The sequence below is a fragment of the Ensifer sp. 2TAB8 genome (genome assembly GCF_052115125.1).
In the GTDB taxonomy this organism is placed as follows: Bacteria; Pseudomonadota; Alphaproteobacteria; order Rhizobiales; family Rhizobiaceae; genus Ensifer.
Window position 1 is genome coordinate 190,640 of the sequence record NZ_JBFRGB010000005.1, and the last position, 19,729, is coordinate 210,368.

A 19,729-nucleotide genomic window follows, 5' to 3' on the forward strand; every position below is an offset into this window, starting at 1 on the left:
TCGGCTATAGGATCAGCTGCGCGGCAGCAGGCTTTCGATTTCGGCCGCGGCTTCATCCAGCGCTTCCTTCGGCGTGGCCTGCTGCTCGACGATACGCGACAGGTTCTCAACGATCGTCTGCGTGACCTTCACGCCGTTGCTGCCCGGGAAGGCATACCAGGGGCGCATCAGCGGCATCTGATCGAGGCCGGCGCGGAACAGCGGGTTTTCCTTGTAGAAGTTGGCGAGATACTCCGGCGACTTGGCAGCCAGCTCGTTGTTCGGCACATAGCCGGTGCCGGGAACGACGACCGAGGCGCCGTAGGGGCCGGCGGCGAACTTCGCGAACTTCCAGGCGGCTTCCTGCTTCTCGGCGTCGCGCGTCAGGATGACGACGGCATTGCCGCCGGTCGGCAGCTTGCCCTTGGCCGGATCGATCAGCGGAATATGGGCGGTGCGCAGGTCGAACTTGTCGCCGACATTCTTGATGGTGTTGCGAAGCGCGCCCGTCGTCTGGAAGGCGAAGCCGACCTTGCCGGCAACGAAGGCCTGCTCGCCGGCCTGCTTGGTCAGAACCGGCAGCCCGCCTTCCTTGACCATGCGGTCGAGCACCTCGACGGCCTTCTGGCCTTCGGGACCGTTGAAGGTGACCTTGCTTTCGTCAGCGCTCAGCATGTCGCCGCCGGCGCCGAAGAGCAGGGCCGAGAGCATCCAGTCGTCACCCTGCCAGCGGAAGTCGATGCCCTCGTTGCCGTCGCCCAGCGCCTTGATCTTGCCCCCGAGCGCAATGACCTCGTCCCAGGTCTTCGGCGGGGTGTCCGGATCGCCGCCGGCTTTGCGCACCAGATCGGCGTTGTAATACATGATCGGGTTGGAGGTGGCGAAAGCAAGGCCCACCTGCTTGCCGCCCACCTGGGCGAGCTTCAGGATGTTTTCCGAAAAGCCCTGCTCGGCCATGTTGCCGTCCTTGGCGATGAACGGGCCGAGGTCGACAGGAATGTCACGCTCGTTGACCATGCGCAGGCGGTTGAGGCCGATGAAGGTCAGATCCGGCATCTCGGCGGTGCCCGCCTGACGGATGATCGTCTGGATGCCTTCCTCATAGGTCGCCGACGGATTGGCGAATGTGATCTTGATATCCGGGTTTTCTTCCATGAACTTCTKCGAGATCGTGTCCATCACGTCCTTGAAGAAGCCGGGCATCGGATAGTGGACCGTGAGCTGGGTCTCGGCGTTGGCGGGTGCGGCAAGCATCAGCGATGCGGCAGCCGCGGCAAAAAGCTGTCTCAGATGTGTCATGGGTTGCGCTCCAGGTTGGACCGTTCAGCCTTTGAGACCGGTCATGGTGATGCCCTCGACGAAGCGCTTCTGCGCCAGCAGAAATGCAGAAACGAGGGGAAGGGTGATGATGAGGGTGGCGGCCATCAGCGCACCGTAGTCGTCGCCGGCTTCCGCGGCACGGAAATAGAGAAGACCGAGCGGCGGGGTGGCGTAATCCTGGTTGGTGACGACGATCAGCGGCCAGAAGAGGTCGTTCCAGTGGGCGACGACCGAGAAGATCGCGAAGGCGGTAATCGCCGGCCAGGCGTTCGGCACGATGACGCGCACGACAATGCCCGCCTCGGACATGCCGTCGAGCCGTGCTGCATGGATCAGATCGTCGGGCATGGCACGAAAGAACTGCAGGAACAGGAAGATCGCGAAAACCGAGATCGAGAACGGCGCCACCAGCGCGGTATAGCTGTTGAGGACCGACAACCGGTCGAAAGCCACGTAGATGGGCAGCGCCGTCGCATGGATCGGCACGAGCAGGCCGAGCATGACCAGCACCATCATGGTGCGGGCGGCGCGGAACTTCAGCTTCGCCATGGCATAGGCACAGGGGATGGCGACGACGATCTGGATGACGAAGATCAGTGCGCAGACGATCACGCCATTGAAGAGCAGCTTCGACATCGAGACGCGCGACAGCGCCTTGGAGAAATTCTCGATATATGACCATTGCTGCGGGATCAGCGACAGCGACGAGGAGAAGATCTCGCTCTGCGCCTTGCCGGCGGTCGAGACCATGAAGATGTAAGGCGCAAGGAAGAGGAGAGCGCCAAGCGACAGCGCCGTCAGACGGGCGATGCGTGCGACGGAGAAGGCGTTGCTGGTCATGCGTAGTGCACCTTCCGGTCAAGCACGCGGTACTGCAGGAACATCAGGACGACGAGGATGGCGAGGAAGACCACTGTCATGGCCGAGGCGTAGCCGACGCGGAGATAGACGAAGCCTTCCTGGTAGATGGTGAAGAGCAGCACTTCCGACGCCTTGTTCGGGCCACCCTCGGTTAGCGTCTTCACCGTCTCGAACACCTTCACCGAATTGATGATGCTGATGGTGGTGACGAACAGCGTCGTCGGCCCGAGCATCGGCCAGGTCACCAGCCGGAAACGATCGAACCACGATTTGGCGCCATCGACTTCGGCGGCAGCGTAGAGTTCCCGCGGGATGGCGGTGAGGCCGGCGAGGAACAGCACCATGTTGAAGCCGACCGACTGCCAGATGCCGATGATCGAAAGGCCGTAGAGCACCGTGCCGGAAGCGCCGAGCCAGTTGGGACCGGCAATGCCGAAGAGCGCGAGGAAGGTATTGATCGGGCCGATGGTCGGGTGGAACAGGAACTGCCACACGGTCGCCATGGCGACGAGCAGCGAGGCGACCGGCAGGAAATAGACGGTGCGGAAGAAGGCCCTGCCCTTGGTTTCCGCCTCGATCAGCATGGCGATTGCCAGCGCCAGCACGATCGAAACCGGCGTGACGATCGCGGTGTAGACGGCGGTGTTCCACAGCGAGCGACGGAAGGTGCGGTCGCCGAGAAGCTCGGCATAGTTCTCGAAGCCGACGAAGCGCCAGTTGCTGTAGCCGAGCTCGAAATCGGTGAAGCCGAGCACGATCACGGCTGCGGTCGGCAGCAGGATGAAGAGGAAGAGGAGCGTGATGGCCGGCAGCGCCAGCAACCAGGCGATGCGAGCATCCCGCATCTCAGGCGCGGCGATCGCGGTTTCGAAGGTTGCGACACTAGCCATGAATCTTCTCCAGCGTCGCGGCGATGGCGACCGGCTCGGCTGCCACCCGGGTTCCCTCACCGTCGAACAGCATCGCCCGTTCCGGCATGAACTCGACATCGACGGGCTGACCGATCACAAGCGCCGCGGCCTCGGCAGGTGCTGACTTGGCGGTGACCACCTCGCCGATCGCATCGAGACGGGCGTAGACGATGACTTCGGAGCCGAGAAACTCCATGCGCTCGACCCGCGCAGTCAAGCGGCCGGCGCTTGCCGCATGGAAGCGGACAAATTCCGGACGGATTGCAAGCTTCACCGGCGCATCCGGCGCCTGTCCGCGGCCTGCCAGAAGCACCAGATCGCCGAAACGCACGATGCTCGCCGTATCCGTACGGGTCTCCAGCACGTTGATCTTCGGCTGGCCGAGGAAGCGCGCGACCTCGATATGGGAGGGGTTGTCGTAGATCTCCTTCGGGCTCGCCAGTTGCAGCAGGTTGCCGCCGATCATGACGGCGACCCGATCGGCCATCGATAGCGCTTCGGACTGGTCGTGGGTGACATAGAGCGTCGGCACACCGGCACGACGATGCAGATCCACGATCTCGCCGCGCGCATGGACGCGCAGGTTCGCGTCGAGATTGGACAGCGGCTCGTCCATCAGGAAGGCGGCCGGACGGCGCACCATGGCGCGGGCGAGCGCCACGCGCTGGCGCTGGCCGCCGGACATCTGGCCGGGCTTGCGATCAAGCAGCTGGTCAATCTTCAGCGCTCCGGCCATTTCCTTGACCTGACGCTGGATATCGCTGCGGATCTGCTTCTGGCCCGGCAGGAAATTTCCGATGACCGGCAGGCGCTGCATCGCCGTCAGGCGTCGCATGGCGAGCGGCACGGCGATGTTTTGACCTGCCGTCAGGTGCGGATAAAGCGCGTAGGACTGGAACACCATCGCAACGTTGCGGTCGGCCGCCGCCATGCGCGCGACACTGCGGCCACCGATGACGATCTCGCCGGCATCAGCGTGATCGAGGCCTGCGACAATGCGCAGAAGCGTGCTCTTGCCGCAGCCGGACGGGCCGACAAGGGCGATGAACTCACCGGCCTCAGCCTCCAAGCTGACGCCCTTCAGGATTGCGTTGCCGCCATAGGACTTGGTGATACCCTTTAGCGAAAGCACACTCATTGCGCCGCCTCCACTCGGACCTTCTTCTTCGCCGCTTGCGGATCGACGATCGGATCGAGCACATGGCTCGTCAGCCCCGGTACCGCGACGATCTCGCTCGTGACGCCGGCGTCGGTCAATTCGTGCACGACCACGCCGACCAGCCGCTCTCCCGGCATCGGCCGCTCCAGCGTGTCGATGATGAAGGAGGTCGGCGGCGCCCAGACGAGCGACGTCCCGGCATATTCGCCGGTCCAGGCCCAGTGCAGGTGGCCGCTTGCATGCAGCGCCACGTCGGAACCCTCGATCAGATCGAAGAGGCGCTGGCGCTGGTGGGGGCGAACGCTCCAGTATCCGGTGTCGCCTTCATCTGGCGCGTCGACGAAGAGCGGCTTGTGGGCGAAGATCGCCACTTGGCGCCCGCCGCGGCTCCGCAACTGCGCCTCAAGCCAGGCGAACTGCGTTTCTTCTTCCTCATCTTCGAAGCCGAGGAGCAGGCTGTTGAGCCCGATCAGCCGCCAGCCCGCGTGATCGGAGACCCAGTAATCCGGTCCGGCGAGGTGGCGCCAACGGGCAAGCCGTACCGGATCCACCGGCTGGTGCGAGCCTGGCAGATGGCCGACATCGTGATTGCCGGGCACGATCAGCATCGGCATCGACAGCTGACCGATCAGGTTGAGCGAAAAGGTGATGTCGTCTTCGTGGTCAGCGCCGTCGATGGTCACATCACCGGTGTGAATGACGAGATCAGGCGCCACCGCCTCGATCCAGGCGCGAAGTGGCTCCCAATTGTCGTTGAAATGGCTCTTCGCCGGGCTGAGATGGGTGTCGCTGATCTGGACGATCTTCATGGAAACGGCCTCCGACGATGGCTTCAAGGCAAGCGCTTCGGAGAGTTGTCATCTCCCCTCCGGCTGCGGTTGGCCGCAGTCTTTAGGGAGCTGCCATGTCAGTTTGGTAACAGCCGTTCTCAGCTGATTTTCAGATTTTCCATGAAAGTTTCACCTTCGCCCGAGAGCGCCAACCGAGAGTGGTTGCAGCGAAACAACCTGCAAGGGAAATCGTCACGGGGGTTTAGACCGAAACAGGCCCCTGCTCTCCCATCACGGACGAAAGAAGCGCATTCGACGCATCCGCCTCGGCGATGATCCAGTCGCGAAACGCCTGAATCTTCTTCTGCGGCCGACTGCTTTGCGGATAGACCAGCCAGTAGGCACGGCCGTCGCGAACCACATGGTCGAACGGCCTGATCAATCGGCCGCTCCTAAGTTCGTCCATCAGAAAGGTCGAAACGGCAATGGCGATGCCATGGTCGTTGAGTGTCGTGGTGACATCCATCGCCTGGACGTCGAAGATCAGCTCGGTACCGTTGCTTGCCGGCGGCTCCACCCCCGTCTCGATCATCCATCGCCGCCACCAGCTGGCATTGCCGAAGCGCCGCACGCGCAGCACGTCGGAGGGATGCCTGAGCTGGTGCTTTTCCCGGAAAGAAGGGGTGCAGACCGGCATGTAATCGATCGGGAAAAGCGGAAACACGTCGTTGCCGGGCCAGTCGCCATTGCCGCTACGCACGACAAGATCGATTGCATCACGCTTGAAGTCGATCAGCTCAGTCGACATGTGCACCCGAATGCTGATGTTCGGATGGGCCGTCTGGAAGGAGGCGAGCCTGGAGCGAGAAATCGCTTTGCGCGAAGCGGCAAAATTCCTCACTTTTTTCGCGAACACAACAGCAAAAACAAAGAGGATAGCAATGCTTAGCGCGCTGCGATCAACGATCCTTCATGTCCTGAAGCGGGCCGGGAACGTGCTCAGCCCAACCATCGCCATCGATACCTTCAGCGAGTTCCAGCTGAGGGATATCGGCCTGACGCGGGACCACGAGAACATTCGGGCGCGCGTCGGCGACGTTGCCGATCCGTGGCACTGGCCGAAGGACGACAACGCACAAAAGCCGCAGCCCTCACCGACGCGGGACTGCGTTGACATGCCGCGCGTGGCGCGGGCTTCGCCTCGCGCCCAGCCCGGAGAGAACAAAGACGTCAGCATGTCGCTCTGCGACTGAAGCGGTAACAATTCTCAGCTGTCGCAATCTGCCACCTGCCAGCCGCCGGATCGAATGAGCAGAAATTCGCTCCGGCGCTTCCTGGAATATCGTACCCTCCGCAAATGATGGACAAAGGCGCGAGCGCGCGGCATCGAAGCCGAGAGCGTCCCGCCAACGGGCTTTGCAGCGCCCCTTCATTTACGCCCTGTTATCCACATGGCGAAAGAAATCACCTCCCCACCCGGGCCGGAGGCACCTCACACCTATTGACGCGGATATGCGATCAACTACTATATGTAGTGTTCGAGGTTCTTCCGATTCGCAAGGATTGGGAGCTAAGACGGGAATACGGTGCGCCGGCGGGTTTCCGCCCGGCTATGCCGCAGCTGCCCCCGCAACTGTAGACGGCGAGCGACTGTCCGGAATTGGACCACTGAGGCATGAGGCCTCGGGAAGGTCGGGATGGAAGCTTTGACCCGTGAGCCAGGAGACCTGCCTCGAGCAACAAACGTCCACGGGCGGGGTGTCCGGAGGGGTTGAGTGCGTGGCAGGATGAGCCTGCCCGATCGTCTCGACATCTCCCCGGCAGCCTGTCGAAAGCTTCGGGGTGAAGTCATGTCAGTTTCTTCCAGTTCAGATCCACCTTCTGCGGACGGGTGCGCATTGTTGCGCGCCTGATCGAAAGGCCGCGCCCTGAAAGCCCGCACCCGCGGAAATCCTGAGCGCCCGACAAGAACGAGCCGGCCCGGTTGCGTAACCGACCTGGGGCCAGCTTACCGGCGTCAACTCCGGTCGAGGCGACCGGGGAACGATGTTTTGTGCCCTATCGCCAAGCCTGCGGTTCGCGTTCGCGCGACCCGACGACTTTTTGCGCCCATTTGCGAGACCCTCACGAGGAACCCATGTCGATCACCGTCTACAGCAAGCCCGCCTGCGTCCAATGCACCGCCACCACCCGCGCACTCGACCGCCAGGGCACCGATTACCGCCTCATCGATATCTCCGAGGATTCCGATGCGTTCGCGCTCGTGCAGGGTCTCGGCTACCGCCAGGTCCCGGTCGTCGTCGCCGGCGAGCGCCATTGGGCCGGCTTCCGCCCGGACATGATCAGTGCACTTGCTTGAGGGCTAGCGATGGGGCTGATCGTCTATTTTTCCAGCCGCTCGGAAAACACCCATCGTTTCGTCGAAAAGCTCGGCCTTCGCGCAACCCGCATACCGCTCAACGAAGGTAAGGGTTCGCTTACGGTTACGGAGCCCTATGTGCTCGTCGTGCCCACCTATTGCGGCGACGACGGCCGGGGCGCCGTGCCGAAACAGGTGATCCGCTTCCTGAACGATGCGGGCAACCGCTCCCACATCCGCGGCGTGATTGCCGCGGGCAATAGCAATTTCGGAGCGACCTACGGGATCGCCGGCGACGTGATCTCGGCCAAGTGCCAGGTGCCCTACCTCTACCGGTTCGAACTGCTCGGAACCGAAGAGGACGTCGCCAATGTCAAAAACGGGATGGAAAGATTTTGGACGTCTCAACACTCGAACGCCCCCTGAAGGCGACGGAACCGGCGCTGGACTACCATGCGCTCAACGCGATGCTGAACCTCTATGACGAAGAGGGGCGGATCCAGCTCGACAAGGACCGGCAGGCGGCGAAGCAATACTTCCTCCAGCACGTCAACCAGAACACCGTGTTCTTCCATAACCTTCGCGAGAAGCTCGATTATCTGGTGACCGAGGGCTACTACGAGCAAGAGGTTCTCGACCAGTATTCCTTCAACTTCGTGCGCGATCTCTACGACCACGCCTATTCGAAGAAGTTCCGCTTCCCGACGTTCCTTGGCGCGTTCAAATACTACACGTCCTATACGCTGAAGACCTTCGACGGAAAGCGTTACCTGGAGCGCTACGAGGACCGCGTCTGCATGGTGGCTATGACGCTGGCGCGCGGCGATGAAGAGCTTGCCCGCGACCTCGTCGACGAGATCATTTCCGGCCGCTTCCAGCCGGCAACACCGACCTTCCTCAATGCCGGCAAGAAGAGCCGCGGCGAACTCGTCTCCTGCTTTTTGCTCAGGATCGAGGACAACATGGAGAGCATCGGCCGCGCGATCAATTCGGCGCTGCAGCTTTCCAAGCGCGGCGGCGGCGTGGCGCTGTCGCTCACCAACATCCGTGAGATGGGCGCGCCGATCAAGCAGATCGAGAACCAGTCCTCCGGCGTCATCCCGGTCATGAAGCTTTTGGAGGACTCGTTCTCCTACGCCAACCAGCTTGGCGCGCGCCAGGGCGCAGGTGCTGTCTATCTCCATGCCCACCACCCCGACATCATGCGCTTCCTCGATACCAAGCGCGAAAACGCCGACGAGAAGATCCGCATCAAGACGCTGTCGCTCGGCGTCGTCATCCCGGACATCACCTTCGAGCTCGCCCGCAACAACGAGGACATGTACCTGTTCTCGCCCTATGACGTGGAGCGCGTCTACGGCGTGCCGCTCACCGAGATCTCGGTGACGGAAAAATATCGCGAGATGGTCGAGGATGCCCGCATCCGCAAGCGGAAGATCAAGGCGCGCGAATTCTTCCAGATCATCGCAGAGATCCAGTTCGAAAGCGGCTATCCGTACATCATGTTCGAGGACACGGTGAACCGGGCAAACCCGATCGCCGGGCGTATCACCATGAGCAACCTCTGCTCGGAGATCCTGCAGGTGAACGAGCCGAGCGAATTCAACGACGACCTCTCCTACGCCAAGATGGGCAAGGACATTTCCTGCAACCTCGGTTCGCTGAACATCGCAGCAGCGATGGACTCGGCCGATTTCGGCAAGACCATCGAGACCTCTATCCGGGCACTCACCGCCGTCTCCGAGATGAGCCACATCTCGTCCGTGCCCTCGATCGAAAAGGGCAATGACGACAGTCACGCGATCGGCCTCGGTCAGATGAACCTGCACGGCTATCTCGCCCGCGAGCGCATCTATTACGGCTCCGAGGAAGGCATCGATTTCACCAATATCTATTTCTACACGGTGACCTATCATGCCATCCGCGCGTCGAACCGGCTGGCGGTGGAGAAGGGCAAGAGCTTCGCCGGCTTCGAGAACTCGAAATACGCCTCCGGCGACTATTTCGACAAATACACCGAGGCCGAGTGGCTGCCGGCGACCGAAAAGGTGAAGGCACTATTCGAGGAAGCCGGCATCGCGATCCCGACGCAGGAAGACTGGCTGGAACTGAAACGGGCGGTGATCGAGGGCGGCCTCTACAACCAGAACCTTCAGGCCGTGCCGCCGACGGGCTCAATCTCCTACATCAACCACTCGACTTCCTCTATCCACCCGATCGTGTCGAAGATCGAGATCCGCAAGGAAGGCAAGATCGGCCGCGTCTATTACCCCGCAGCCTTCATGACCAACGACAATCTCGACTATTACCAGGACGCCTACGAGATCGGGCCGGAAAAGATCATCGACACCTACGCGGCGGCCACCCAGCACGTCGACCAGGGCCTGTCGCTGACGCTGTTCTTCCGCGACACGGCGACGACCCGCGACATCAACCGCGCTCAGATCCACGCCTGGAAGAAGGGCATCAAGACCATCTACTACATCCGCCTTCGGCAGATGGCGCTTGAGGGCACGCAGGTCCAGGGCTGCGTTTCCTGCGCGCTCTAACGCCGCGTTCCAGCAACTGCTCAAACGGCCCCCACCCTAACCCACTCCCCGCAGGCGGGGAGTGGGGACGTGCCATACCAACGCCCGAGATGCGGGCGGCCCTGATGATGTTAGGCGGTGCGGCATTGTCCCTTCTCCCCGTACGCGGGGAGAAGGTGCCGGCAGGCGGATGTGGGGCCATACCCGCACCGCGCAGATGTGGGGCACACACGATCACAAAGGTCCAACGACATGAACATGCACGCCAAACCCGCAAGCCGCATCCGCGCCATCAATTGGAACCGCATCGAGGACGACAAGGATCTGGAGGTCTGGAACCGCCTGACCGGTAATTTCTGGCTGCCAGAAAAAGTGCCGCTCTCCAATGACATTCCCTCCTGGGCGACGCTGAAGCCGGAAGAGCAGAAGCTCACCATCCGGGTCTTCACCGGCCTCACCTTGCTCGACACGATCCAGAACGGCGTCGGCGCCATCAGGCTGATGGAGGATGCGGCCACGCCGCATGAAGAGGCGGTGCTTTCCAACATCTCCTTCATGGAGGCGGTCCACGCCCGCTCCTATTCCTCGATCTTCTCGACGCTCTGCCTGACGCCCGACGTCGACGACGCCTATCGCTGGTCGGAGGAAAACGAGTTCCTGCAGAAGAAATCGGCGCTGATCATGGCAGAGTATGCCTCCGGAGATCCGCTGAAGAAGAAGGTCGCCAGCGTCTTCCTCGAAAGCTTCCTGTTCTATTCCGGCTTCTATCTGCCGATGTACTGGTCGAGCCGCGCCAAGCTCACCAACACCGCCGACATGATCCGGCTGATCATCCGCGACGAAGCGGTGCACGGCTACTATGTCGGCTACAAGTTCCAGCGCGCACTCGAGCGTTTGAGCGAAGAACGCCGGCAGGAGATCAAGGACTTCGCCTTCGACCTGCTTCTCGAACTCTACGACAACGAGGCGAGATACACCGAGGCACTCTATGACGGCGTCGGGCTCACCGAGGACGTGAAGAAGTTCCTGCACTACAACGCCAACAAGGCGCTGATGAACCTCGGCTACGAGGCGCTGTTCCCGGCGGAAGCCTGCAAGGTGAACCCCGCCATTCTATCGGCCCTGTCGCCCAATGCCGACGAGAACCACGACTTCTTCTCCGGCTCCGGCTCCTCCTATGTCATCGGCAAGGCGGTCGCGACCGAGGACGAGGACTGGGATTTTTAAAAGCGAGCCGATCGGTCACACCTGACAACAAAAGGCCGGCGAGGACACCCTCGCCGGCCTTTTGGTTTAGCGTTAGCAGTCCCTACTCCGCTGCCGCCACACGGCTGCGGCCGATCGTTGCCTGGGTCAGGAGGAAGGCGGCAAAGGCGCAAGCGGCGATCGCCCCGGCCATTGGCAGGGCCGTTCCGTCGAAGAAGAGGCTCGCGACCACCATGGCGACGGCGGCGGTGACGAAGTGCAGCGTACCCATCAGCGCCGACGCCGTGCCGGCGATCTCGCCATGGTCTTCGAGTGCCAGCACCGCCGAGGTCGGGATCACCAAGCCGAGCACCCCGTAGCCGACGAACAGGAAAGCGGCCATGACGGGCAACTGGTTGAAACCGAGGCTCATGACGACGAACATCGTGACCATGGTCAAAGCGAAGGCGCCGACGGCGAGATGCATGACCCGTACCAGGCCAAAACGCTCGCCGAGCCAGCCGGTCGCCTGCGACACCGCGAAGAACGACACGGCGTTCATCGAGAACGCCAGGCTATATTGCGTCGGCGTCAGCCCATAGTGGTCGATCAACACGAAGGGCGAGTTGGCGAGATAGACGAGGAACCCGGAGATCCCAAGCCCGCCGATGAAGGTAAGCGTCAGGAAGTTGCGGTCTGAAAGCAGCAGGCGGTAGGCGGCAAGCGCGCTTGCCACGCTGCTGCCGGCACGGTCCTTTTTCGGGCGGGTCTCCTGCAATTGCGTCGACAGGAGGATCAGGCCGATGAAGGCGGCGATCATCACCGCGTAGAAGACGCCCCGCCAGCCGTAGAACTGGATCACGGCGCTGCCGGCGAGCGGCGCCAGGATCGGCGAAATGCTGAAGACCAGCATCAGCAGCGACATCAGCCGCGCCGCCTGGACGCCGGTATGCATGTCGCGGACGACGGCGCGCGGAATGACCATGCCGGCGGCGCCACCAATGCCCTGCAGGAAGCGGAAGGCGATCAGGGTCTCGATGTCGGTCGCAAGGGCGCAGCCGATGCTGGCGACGGTGAAGAGGCCGATGCCGAGATAGAGCGGCGCCTTGCGGCCCCAGATATCCGACAGAGGGCCATAAATGAGCTGCGAAATGGCGAAGGAAATGAAGAACGACAGGAGGCTGAACTGTACCACGCCGTTTTCGGCCGCCAGGTCTTTGCCGATCGACGGTAAGGCGGGCAGATACATGTCTATTGCGAAGGGACCGATCGCCGAAATCAAACCGAGGACGATGGCCGTGCGGAGGAAGGACGCTGTCATGGCAATGATCTTTCAGAAATCGCGACAATGTTCCGGCGCAAGGCCGGCATCGCTGCCGCCAGGATTGAAACTCGAAAGATGACGGTCGTGCCAGGATCGAACGTTGGGAGACGCATCCTGCGCTGACTACTAAGTCCATTAATTTGGACACAGGTGTAAAATTAGACACCATTGTCTAAATCGTCAATGGGCCTTATCTTCGCTCCATGAAAAAACATGACCCCGCCTCGCCTGATGTCCGCGTGCAAAAAGGGCAGCTTGCGAAACGCGTCTCGATCCTCGAAGCCGCTGCAGACGTTTTTTGCCGCGAGGGCTTTTCCGGTGCGAGCATCGACGAGATCGCCGCCGAAGCCGGCGTATCGCGCCAGACGGTCTACAACCACTATCGCGAAAAAGAGACGCTGTTCATGGCGGTGATCCAGGACATCATGGATCGCACCAACGGCGTGCTCTTTTCGATCCTCGCGACCTTCCCTGAACGCGCCGACAATCTCGAAGAGGACCTTGCCGCCTTCGCGGTGCGTCTTAACAAGAACTGCATCTGCAACCAGGACGCAAAGTTCATCCAGAAGCTGATCGCGACCGAAGGCAATCGCTATCCGCATCTCTTTCAGTTCTGGCGCGAACAGGGGCCAGGCAAGACCGATCGTGCGCTGGCTGCACTTTTTGCGCGGCTTGCGCACCGGGCGCCGCTCGATATCGATGATTTTGACCTCGCCGCCCGGCAGTTCATCGCGCTGATCAAGGCGGACCTGCAGATGGGGGGACTGTTCGGCGAGGCTCCAGGCGGGGCCGAACTTGAGGAAAGTGCCCGCAAGGCGGTTCAGACTTTCCTGCGGGCCTATGGCCGACCGACGGGCGAGCAGAAAACGAGCAAGCTCGAAGCGCAACGTTGATTTCGCGCTTGGGCGATGGCCGCCCGGTCAAAACCAGGCGGCGGTAGTTTCGGCTGAAGGCCTGCCTATCGGGTGATTCGAAAGCCGCTGACACCCTCCGGCGCTTCGACGAACTCAGCAACAACCTTCGAAACCCATGCGGCCGGCGGGCCGTCATGCAGGCGCTCGAGCATAAGGGTGACCGCGTCCTCCGGGCCGCTGATCAGAGCGGCAACCGAGCCATCGGCCTCGTTTCGAACCCATCCGTCGAGACCGAGCTTCTGCGCCTCGTCCCGCGCCCAAACCCTGAAGCTAACACCTTGTACCCGCCCGAGGATTCGGACCAGCGCCGTCCTGTTGACCTTCGTCATGATCTCGTCTCCGTCGCCGTTTGCCACGCTATCTGGCGCAATGCGGGATAAAGGCAAGCCATCCCCGCTGCGAACTTGAACAACCTCGTCCCGCCACGCCGTCGGGCCAGTGACGAACGGTGGCGTGCTCATCTAAATTTTCTCGTTATACATTTAATTGTTTGTTTGCGTATTTTTAAAAATTGACGCGCGCAAAGTTTTGTGGTTTTTACGCCTTCACCAAGACGGCGGCGAGGGGGCCTCGCCAGCTTGGATCGCAACACGAAGGCCCACGCCGTTTCCAGGGAGGAAACCATGAACATGTCCCGCATTCTGAAGTCGCTCGTCGCCGGCACGGCGCTGTCGCTCCTCGCCTCCACCGCCTTTGCCGACGGCATCGGCGCATCGCTGCTGACCCAGCAGCATCCGTTCTACATCGAGCTCGCCGACGCCATGAAAGCCGAGGCCGAAGCCAAGAACGTCAAGCTCGAGGTTTCGATCGCCAACCAGGATCTCAACAAGCAGCTCGCCGACGTCGAGGACTTCATCGTCAAGGGCGTCGACGTCATCGTCATCTCGCCTGTCGACAGCCAGGGCGTGCGCGCCGCGATCGAGAAGGCCGAGAAAGCCGGTATCAAGGTGATCACCGTCGACGTTCCGGCCAATGGCGCGACCGTTACCTCGCATATCGGCACCGACAACTTCACCGGCGGCGTCAAGGCCGGCGAACTGATGGCCAAGGTTCTCGACAACAAGGGCAAGGTCGCCGTCATCGACTATCCGACGGTCCAGTCGGTGGTGAACCGCGTCAACGGCTTCAAGGAAGCGATCGCCAAGCATCCCGACATGGAGATCGTCGCGATCCAGACCGGCATCACCCGCGCCGAAGCACTGGCCGCCGCCCAGAACATGCTGCAGGCCAATCCTGATATCACCGGCATCTTCGGCTTTGGCGATGACGCGGCACTTGCCGCCGCCGTTGCGGTGAAGGCTGCGGGTCTCGAATCCCAGGTCAAGGTCATCGGCTTCGACGGCATGAAGGAGGCCCGCGACGCGGTCGACACCAACCCGGTCATGGTCGGCGTCATCCAGCAGTTCCCGGACCAGATGGGCAAGCAGGCGGTCGACACGGCCGTCAAGGTTGCCGCCGGCGAGACCGTTCCGGCCGAACAGCCGATCGTTCCGGGCGTCTACACCGCGAAGTAAGTCCTCCCAGGACTGCCGCCGCCTCAAGGGCGAGATCAGGAAAAGTGCGTGCGGTTGTCCGCCCGCGTCCTGCTCCGATCGAAAGGCGGCGGCAAACATTGGGGTGCACGCCCCGGCCCTTGGCCGGCGGCGTCCCCTCGGCTGACCCGAAGGAGGCCGCCATGCATGGTTCGAACACGGATACCATTCTCGAAATCGACAACGTCACCAAATCCTTCGGCCAGGTCGCGGCGCTGAAGGGCATGCGCCTCAAGGTCCGGCGCGGCCGGGTGCACACGCTGCTCGGCGAAAATGGTGCCGGCAAATCGACATTGATGAAGATCCTCGCGGGCGTACACGCGGCAACCTCGGGAGAAATCGCCCTCGATGGGCGCGCCTACCGGCCGCGCAATCCGCAGGATGCCGCCGCCCTCGGGCTCGCCATCGTCTTCCAGGAACTCAGCCTCTGCAGCAACCTGACGGTGGCTGAAAACATTCTCGCCACCCGCGAGCCGCGCCGCTTCGGCTTCATCAACGACAAGGAGCTCGTCGCCAGGGCCCGCGCGATCGTCGCCGATCTCGGCCTGCCTATCGATGTCAGCGAGAAGGTCGGCAATCTCTCGATCGCCCAGCGCCAGCTGGTCGAGATTGCCAAGGGCCTCAGCCACGAGGCCAAGGTCGTCATTCTCGACGAGCCGACGTCGTCGCTCAGCGACAGCGAGGCCGAGATCCTCTTCGACATCATCGCGCGGCTGAAGAGCCGCGGGGTCGCCGTCATCTACATCTCGCACCGCATGGAAGAGATCATGCGGCTCAGCGACGACATAACCGTCATCCGCGACGGCGAATATGTTTCCACCCATGATCGCGACGATGTCACCATCGAGGCGCTGATTGCGCTGATGGTCGGCCGCCGCATGGACGAAATCTATCCGCCAGCGGCGCATGAGCAGAAGCCGAGCATCGCCCCCGTTCTCTCCATCGATGGCCTCACCCGCGACGGTGAGTTCGAGGATATTTCCTTCGACATCAGACCCGGCGAGATCCTCGGCTTCTTCGGGTTGGTCGGTTCCGGCCGCTCGGAGGTGATGAACGCGCTCTTCGGCATGAAGGCCGCGACCGGCACGGTGCGCTTCGAAGGGCAACCTGTCCGCTTCCGTTCACCGGCAGAGGCAATTGCCCGCGGCATCGGCTTCGTCACCGAAAACCGCAAGGAAGAGGGCCTCGTGCTCAGCCACAGCGTCGGCTGGAACATCTCGATGGCCGCCCTTCCGGATTTCACCGGCCCGCTCGGCTTCACCCGCAACCGCGCCGAACGCACGGCGGCAGCCCAGGAAGTCGGCCGACTGGCGATCAAGACCCATTCGCTCGACACGCCCTCGGGGTCGCTCAGCGGCGGCAACCAGCAGAAGATCGTGCTCGCCAAGTGGCTGCTCACCCGGCCCAAGGTGCTGATCCTCGACGAGCCCACCCGCGGCGTCGACGTCGGTGCCAAGTTCGAAATCTACAAGATCATCCGCCAGCTGGCGGCCGAGGGAACGGCGATCCTGCTGATCTCCTCCGAGCTGCCGGAGGTTCTCGGAATGAGCGACCGGGTCGTCGTCATGCACGAAGGCGTCATCGGCGCAACGCTTTCCGGCGCCGACCTCAACCCGGAAACGATCATGGCGCACGCAACGGGATTCCAATCATGACACAGCAATCCGAGACCCAGGCCGCCTTCCTGCGCGCGCTGAAACAGTATGGCGGCATCCTTTTGTCGCTGGTGATGCTCTGCGTCATCTTCTCCTTCCTCAACCCGCGCTTCATGTCGGTCGTCAACTTCATGAACATCCTGCAGCAGGTGGCCGTGGTGGCGATCGCCGCCTTCGGCATGACCTGGGTGATCCTGCTTGGCGAGATCGACCTTTCGGTCGGCTCGATCATTGCGGTTGCCGGCATGGTCGGCGCACAGTGTTTCGCCTTCGGCCTCGGCTTTGCGCCGGCGCTCGTCGTTACGCTTCTCGCCGGCGCCCTGATGGGCATGCTGAACGGCGTGCTGACGGCGAAACTGCTGCTCCCCTCCTTCATCGTCACCGTCGCGACCATGGGCATCTACCGCGGCATGGTCAGCTTGCCGACCAACGGCGCGCCGGCGATGATCGAGAACTCGACCTGGACCGCCATCGGCACCGAAAGCTTCCTCGGCCTGCCGATCATCATCTGGGTCGTCGCCGTGTTCTTCCTCGTCAACCACATCCTTTTGAGCAAGACGAGCTTCGGCCGCCGCGCCTACCTCACGGGCGGCAACCGCGAGGCTGCCGTCTATTCCGGCATCAAGGTGGATCGACTGAAGATCACCATCTTCATGATCTCCGGCGTCATGGCGGCAATCAGCGGCGTGCTTTTGTCCTCCCGCCTGTTCTCCGCCCAGACCAATGCCGGCATGAGCTACGAGCTCGACGCGATCGCCGCGGCCGTACTCGGCGGCACCTCGCTTGCCGGCGGCGTCGGCACCATGGTCGGCACGCTGATCGGCGCGCTCATCATCGGCGTCATGAACAACGGCATGAACATGCTGTCGGTCCCCTACTTCTACCAGCTCATCGTCAAGGGCCTGGTGATCCTGATCGCCGTTTGGCTCGACGTGCGCGCCAAGCAGGCAAAGCGCTGATCTTTCCGAAGAGAAACAACCCCATGCACAAGATACTGACGATCGGCGAAATCCTCGTGGAGATCATCGCCACCGAAAAGGGCGATGGCTTTCGCCAGGCGACCCCTTTGATCGGCCCTTACCCCTCGGGCGCGCCGGCGATCTTCATCGACCAGGTCGGCAAGCTTGGCCAGGCAGCGGCCATGATCTCGCGCGTCGGCAACGACGATTTCGGCCACGTCAACCTCGATCGGTTGAAAGCAGACGGCGTCGATATCTCGGGTATATCAGTCGATCCGCTCGGCACCACCGGCAGCGCCTTCGTGCGCTATCGCGCCGACGGCAGCCGTGCCTTCGTCTTCAACATCCGTCACAGCGCCTGCGGTACGATCAGGCTCGATGAGGCAACCCGCGCGCTGGTCGGAACCTGCAGCCACCTGCATGTGATGGGCTCGTCGCTCTACGCCCCGAGCGTCGTCGAGAGCATCATCGCGGCGATCGAGATCATCAAATCGACGGGCGGCACGGTCTCCTTCGACCCGAACCTTCGCCCCGAAATCCTCGACAGCCCCGGCATGCGCGAGGCGCTCCGCACGGTGCTCGCCAAGACCGACGTCTTCCTGCCGAGTGGCGCGGAGCTCTTCCTCTTTACCGAGGCGAAGACCGAGGCCGAGGCGGTTTCGGAACTGCTCGCGACTGGCATCAAGGTCGTCGTCGTCAAGCGCGGTGCCGAGGGCGCCAGCTACTTCGATCGCGAAACGACGCTTTCGCACCCCGGCTTTGCGGTCGAGGAAATCGATCCCACCGGCGCTGGCGACTGCTTCGGTGCGACCTTCGTCACCTTCTGGCTGAACGGGGCGAAGCCGGCTGAAGCGCTGGAATTCGCCAATGCCTCGGGCGCGCGCGCCGTCTTGATTTCCGGCCCGATGGAAGGCGCCTCGACGCGCGCCGATCTCGAAACCTTCATCACCGCGAAAAAGGGCTGACCGCCATGCAACAGAATCTTCTGATCGACATCGCCCGCTGGTCCGAACGCCCCGGCCCGCGCGGTATTCCCTCCGTCTGCTCGGCCCACCCGCTGGTAATCGAAGCCGCCATGCTGCGCGCCCGCAACGAAGATGCCGCTCTGCTGATCGAGGCGACCTGCAACCAGGTGAACCAGGACGGCGGCTATACCGGCATGACGCCCGCTGATTTCACCCGCTTCGTCGCGGAGATCGCCGATCGCGTCGCCTTCCCCAAGGAAAAGATCATCCTCGGTGGCGACCATCTCGGCCCGAACCCGTGGAAGCACCTGCCGGCGGATGAGGCTATGGCCAAGGCCGAGACGATGATCAAGGCCTATGCGAAGGCCGGCTTCACCAAGCTACATCTGGACACCAGCATGGGCTGCGCCGGCGAGCCCGTAGCTCTGCCCGATGCCGTGACGGCGGAGCGCGCAGCGCGCCTCGCAGCGGCCGCAGAATCCGCCATTCGCGGAGAGAATGGCGTCGCCCCCGTCTATATCATCGGCACCGAAGTGCCGGTTCCGGGCGGTGCGCTGGAAGAGCTCGACACGCTGGAAGTCACCGCACCCGAGGCTGCAATCGAGACCGTATCGATACATCGTCAGGCCTTCGAAAAGGCTGGTGCTGCCGACGCCTTCGGGCGCGTCGTCGGCGCGGTGGTCCAGCCGGGCGTCGAGTTCGGCAACGAGAACGTCATCGCCTATGACAGGGCGAAAGCGGCAAAACTCAGCGACAGCCTGAAACAACTCGACGGCGTCGTCTTCGAGGCGCATTCGACCGACTACCAGACGCCGGAGGCGCTACGCGCTCTCGTCTCCGACGGCTTTGCCATTCTCAAGGTCGGTCCGGGTCTGACCTTCGCTCTGCGCGAAGCGCTTTACGGCCTCGACCAGATTGCTGCCTTCCTCTTTCCTGACGCCCGCAAGCAGACGCTGGCGTCGGTCACCGAGGCAGTGATGCGCGAGGAGCCGGCGAACTGGGGCAAGTATTACCACGGCTCGGCGGAAGCTCAGCGGCTGCAGCGGCATTTCTCCTATAGCGACCGCATCCGCTATTACTGGCCGCACCCGGAGGTCGCGGCGGCCGTCGAAGAACTTCTCGCACTGCTCGACGGCGTCACCATACCGGAAACGCTGATCAGCCAGTATCTCCCCGGCAGTTACGAGCGCGTTCGCGATGGCGAAGTCGCCGCCAAAGCAAAACCGCTGGCTCTTGCTGCGGTCGACAGGGTTCTTGAGGATTATTTCATGGCCTGCCGAGCGTAAGCGGCATGCGGAAAAGTGTATG

The 19,729-nt window shown here is 62.4% G+C and carries 19 protein-coding genes and 1 riboswitch; of the genes, 11 read left to right on the top strand and 8 right to left on the bottom strand.

Going from position 1 to position 19,729, the window contains the following annotated elements:
• Positions 1–12: 12 nt before the first annotated feature.
• The 6 genes from AB4Z53_RS11815 to AB4Z53_RS11840 form a co-directional block, all read right to left on the bottom strand.
• Positions 13–1,278: an ABC transporter substrate-binding protein gene (locus tag AB4Z53_RS11815; RefSeq protein WP_441595964.1), complete on the bottom strand. Its 1,266-nt coding sequence runs from the start codon at positions 1,276–1,278 to the stop codon at positions 13–15.
• Positions 1,279–1,302: 24 nt separating this feature from the next.
• Complete coding sequence (locus tag AB4Z53_RS11820; protein ID WP_441595966.1) at positions 1,303–2,139, bottom strand: carbohydrate ABC transporter permease; 837 nt, start codon at positions 2,137–2,139, stop codon at positions 1,303–1,305.
• Positions 2,136–3,050: a carbohydrate ABC transporter permease gene (locus tag AB4Z53_RS11825; protein ID WP_441595968.1), complete on the bottom strand. Its 915-nt coding sequence runs from the start codon at positions 3,048–3,050 to the stop codon at positions 2,136–2,138. The genes AB4Z53_RS11820 and AB4Z53_RS11825 overlap by 4 nt, the downstream gene beginning before the upstream one ends.
• A complete protein-coding gene (locus tag AB4Z53_RS11830) occupies positions 3,043–4,209 on the bottom strand; it encodes an ABC transporter ATP-binding protein (RefSeq protein ID WP_441595970.1) in 1,167 nt (388 codons plus the stop codon). Before AB4Z53_RS11830 ends, AB4Z53_RS11825 begins: the two co-directional genes overlap by 8 nt.
• Positions 4,206–5,039 carry a metallophosphoesterase family protein gene (locus AB4Z53_RS11835; protein ID WP_441595972.1) on the bottom strand — a complete coding sequence of 278 codons (834 nt, stop codon included), beginning with the start codon at positions 5,037–5,039 and terminating at the stop codon, positions 4,206–4,208. Before AB4Z53_RS11835 ends, AB4Z53_RS11830 begins: the two co-directional genes overlap by 4 nt.
• 223 nt (positions 5,040–5,262) lie before the next feature.
• Positions 5,263–5,808 carry a LysR substrate-binding domain-containing protein gene (locus AB4Z53_RS11840; protein ID WP_441595974.1) on the bottom strand — a complete coding sequence of 182 codons (546 nt, stop codon included), beginning with the start codon at positions 5,806–5,808 and terminating at the stop codon, positions 5,263–5,265.
• Between the two features lie 10 nt (positions 5,809–5,818).
• On the opposite strand from AB4Z53_RS11840, the gene AB4Z53_RS11845 reads away from it, so the two are divergent.
• The 5 genes from AB4Z53_RS11845 (at position 5,819) to nrdF (ending at position 11,114) form a co-directional block, all read left to right on the top strand.
• Positions 5,819–6,253: a hypothetical protein gene (locus AB4Z53_RS11845; RefSeq protein WP_441595975.1), complete on the top strand. Its 435-nt coding sequence runs from the start codon at positions 5,819–5,821 to the stop codon at positions 6,251–6,253.
• A gap of 271 nt (positions 6,254–6,524) precedes the next feature.
• A riboswitch (cobalamin riboswitch) is annotated at positions 6,525–6,749 on the top strand.
• Positions 6,750–7,137: 388 nt separating this feature from the next.
• Positions 7,138–7,359 carry a glutaredoxin-like protein NrdH gene (gene nrdH, locus AB4Z53_RS11850; RefSeq protein WP_223730270.1) on the top strand — a complete coding sequence of 74 codons (222 nt, stop codon included), beginning with the start codon at positions 7,138–7,140 and terminating at the stop codon, positions 7,357–7,359.
• 9 nt (positions 7,360–7,368) lie between these two features.
• Positions 7,369–7,785, top strand: coding sequence for a class Ib ribonucleoside-diphosphate reductase assembly flavoprotein NrdI (nrdI, locus tag AB4Z53_RS11855; protein ID WP_441595977.1), 417 nt, complete (start codon positions 7,369–7,371; stop codon positions 7,783–7,785).
• The gene (gene nrdE / locus AB4Z53_RS11860) at positions 7,755–9,908 is read left to right on the top strand and encodes a class 1b ribonucleoside-diphosphate reductase subunit alpha (RefSeq protein ID WP_441595979.1); all 2,154 of its coding nucleotides are present in this window, start codon (positions 7,755–7,757) and stop codon (positions 9,906–9,908) included. Before nrdI ends, nrdE begins: the two co-directional genes overlap by 31 nt.
• A gap of 231 nt (positions 9,909–10,139) precedes the next feature.
• Positions 10,140–11,114: a class 1b ribonucleoside-diphosphate reductase subunit beta gene (gene nrdF, locus AB4Z53_RS11865; RefSeq protein WP_441595981.1), complete on the top strand. Its 975-nt coding sequence runs from the start codon at positions 10,140–10,142 to the stop codon at positions 11,112–11,114.
• Positions 11,115–11,196: 82 nt separating this feature from the next.
• On the opposite strand, the gene AB4Z53_RS11870 is transcribed toward nrdF, so the two are convergent.
• Complete coding sequence (locus AB4Z53_RS11870) at positions 11,197–12,393, bottom strand: multidrug effflux MFS transporter (protein WP_441595983.1); 1,197 nt, start codon at positions 12,391–12,393, stop codon at positions 11,197–11,199.
• A gap of 206 nt (positions 12,394–12,599) precedes the next feature.
• Between AB4Z53_RS11870 and AB4Z53_RS11875 the strand changes: the two genes are divergently transcribed.
• Positions 12,600–13,289 carry a TetR/AcrR family transcriptional regulator C-terminal domain-containing protein gene (locus AB4Z53_RS11875; RefSeq protein ID WP_441595985.1) on the top strand — a complete coding sequence of 230 codons (690 nt, stop codon included), beginning with the start codon at positions 12,600–12,602 and terminating at the stop codon, positions 13,287–13,289.
• A gap of 65 nt (positions 13,290–13,354) precedes the next feature.
• Here AB4Z53_RS11875 and AB4Z53_RS11880 read toward each other — a convergent pair whose 3' ends face one another.
• Entirely contained in the window at positions 13,355–13,639 is a 285-nt protein-coding gene (locus AB4Z53_RS11880; protein WP_441596115.1) for an acylphosphatase, read from the bottom strand.
• Positions 13,640–13,933: 294 nt separating this feature from the next.
• Between AB4Z53_RS11880 and AB4Z53_RS11885 the strand changes: the two genes are divergently transcribed.
• The 5 genes from AB4Z53_RS11885 (at position 13,934) to AB4Z53_RS11905 (ending at position 19,707) form a co-directional block, all read left to right on the top strand.
• The gene (locus AB4Z53_RS11885; RefSeq protein ID WP_192450180.1) at positions 13,934–14,824 is read left to right on the top strand and encodes a substrate-binding domain-containing protein; all 891 of its coding nucleotides are present in this window, start codon (positions 13,934–13,936) and stop codon (positions 14,822–14,824) included.
• Between the two features lie 161 nt (positions 14,825–14,985).
• A complete protein-coding gene (locus AB4Z53_RS11890; RefSeq protein WP_441595987.1) occupies positions 14,986–16,497 on the top strand; it encodes a sugar ABC transporter ATP-binding protein in 1,512 nt (503 codons plus the stop codon).
• The gene (locus AB4Z53_RS11895) at positions 16,494–17,456 is read left to right on the top strand and encodes an ABC transporter permease (protein ID WP_441595989.1); all 963 of its coding nucleotides are present in this window, start codon (positions 16,494–16,496) and stop codon (positions 17,454–17,456) included. The genes AB4Z53_RS11890 and AB4Z53_RS11895 overlap by 4 nt, the downstream gene beginning before the upstream one ends.
• A 23-nt stretch (positions 17,457–17,479) precedes the next feature.
• The gene (locus tag AB4Z53_RS11900; protein ID WP_441595991.1) at positions 17,480–18,421 is read left to right on the top strand and encodes a tagatose kinase; all 942 of its coding nucleotides are present in this window, start codon (positions 17,480–17,482) and stop codon (positions 18,419–18,421) included.
• A 5-nt stretch (positions 18,422–18,426) separates the two neighbouring features.
• The gene (locus AB4Z53_RS11905; protein WP_441595993.1) at positions 18,427–19,707 is read left to right on the top strand and encodes a D-tagatose-bisphosphate aldolase, class II, non-catalytic subunit; all 1,281 of its coding nucleotides are present in this window, start codon (positions 18,427–18,429) and stop codon (positions 19,705–19,707) included.
• The last annotated feature ends 22 nt before the right edge of the window (positions 19,708–19,729 follow it).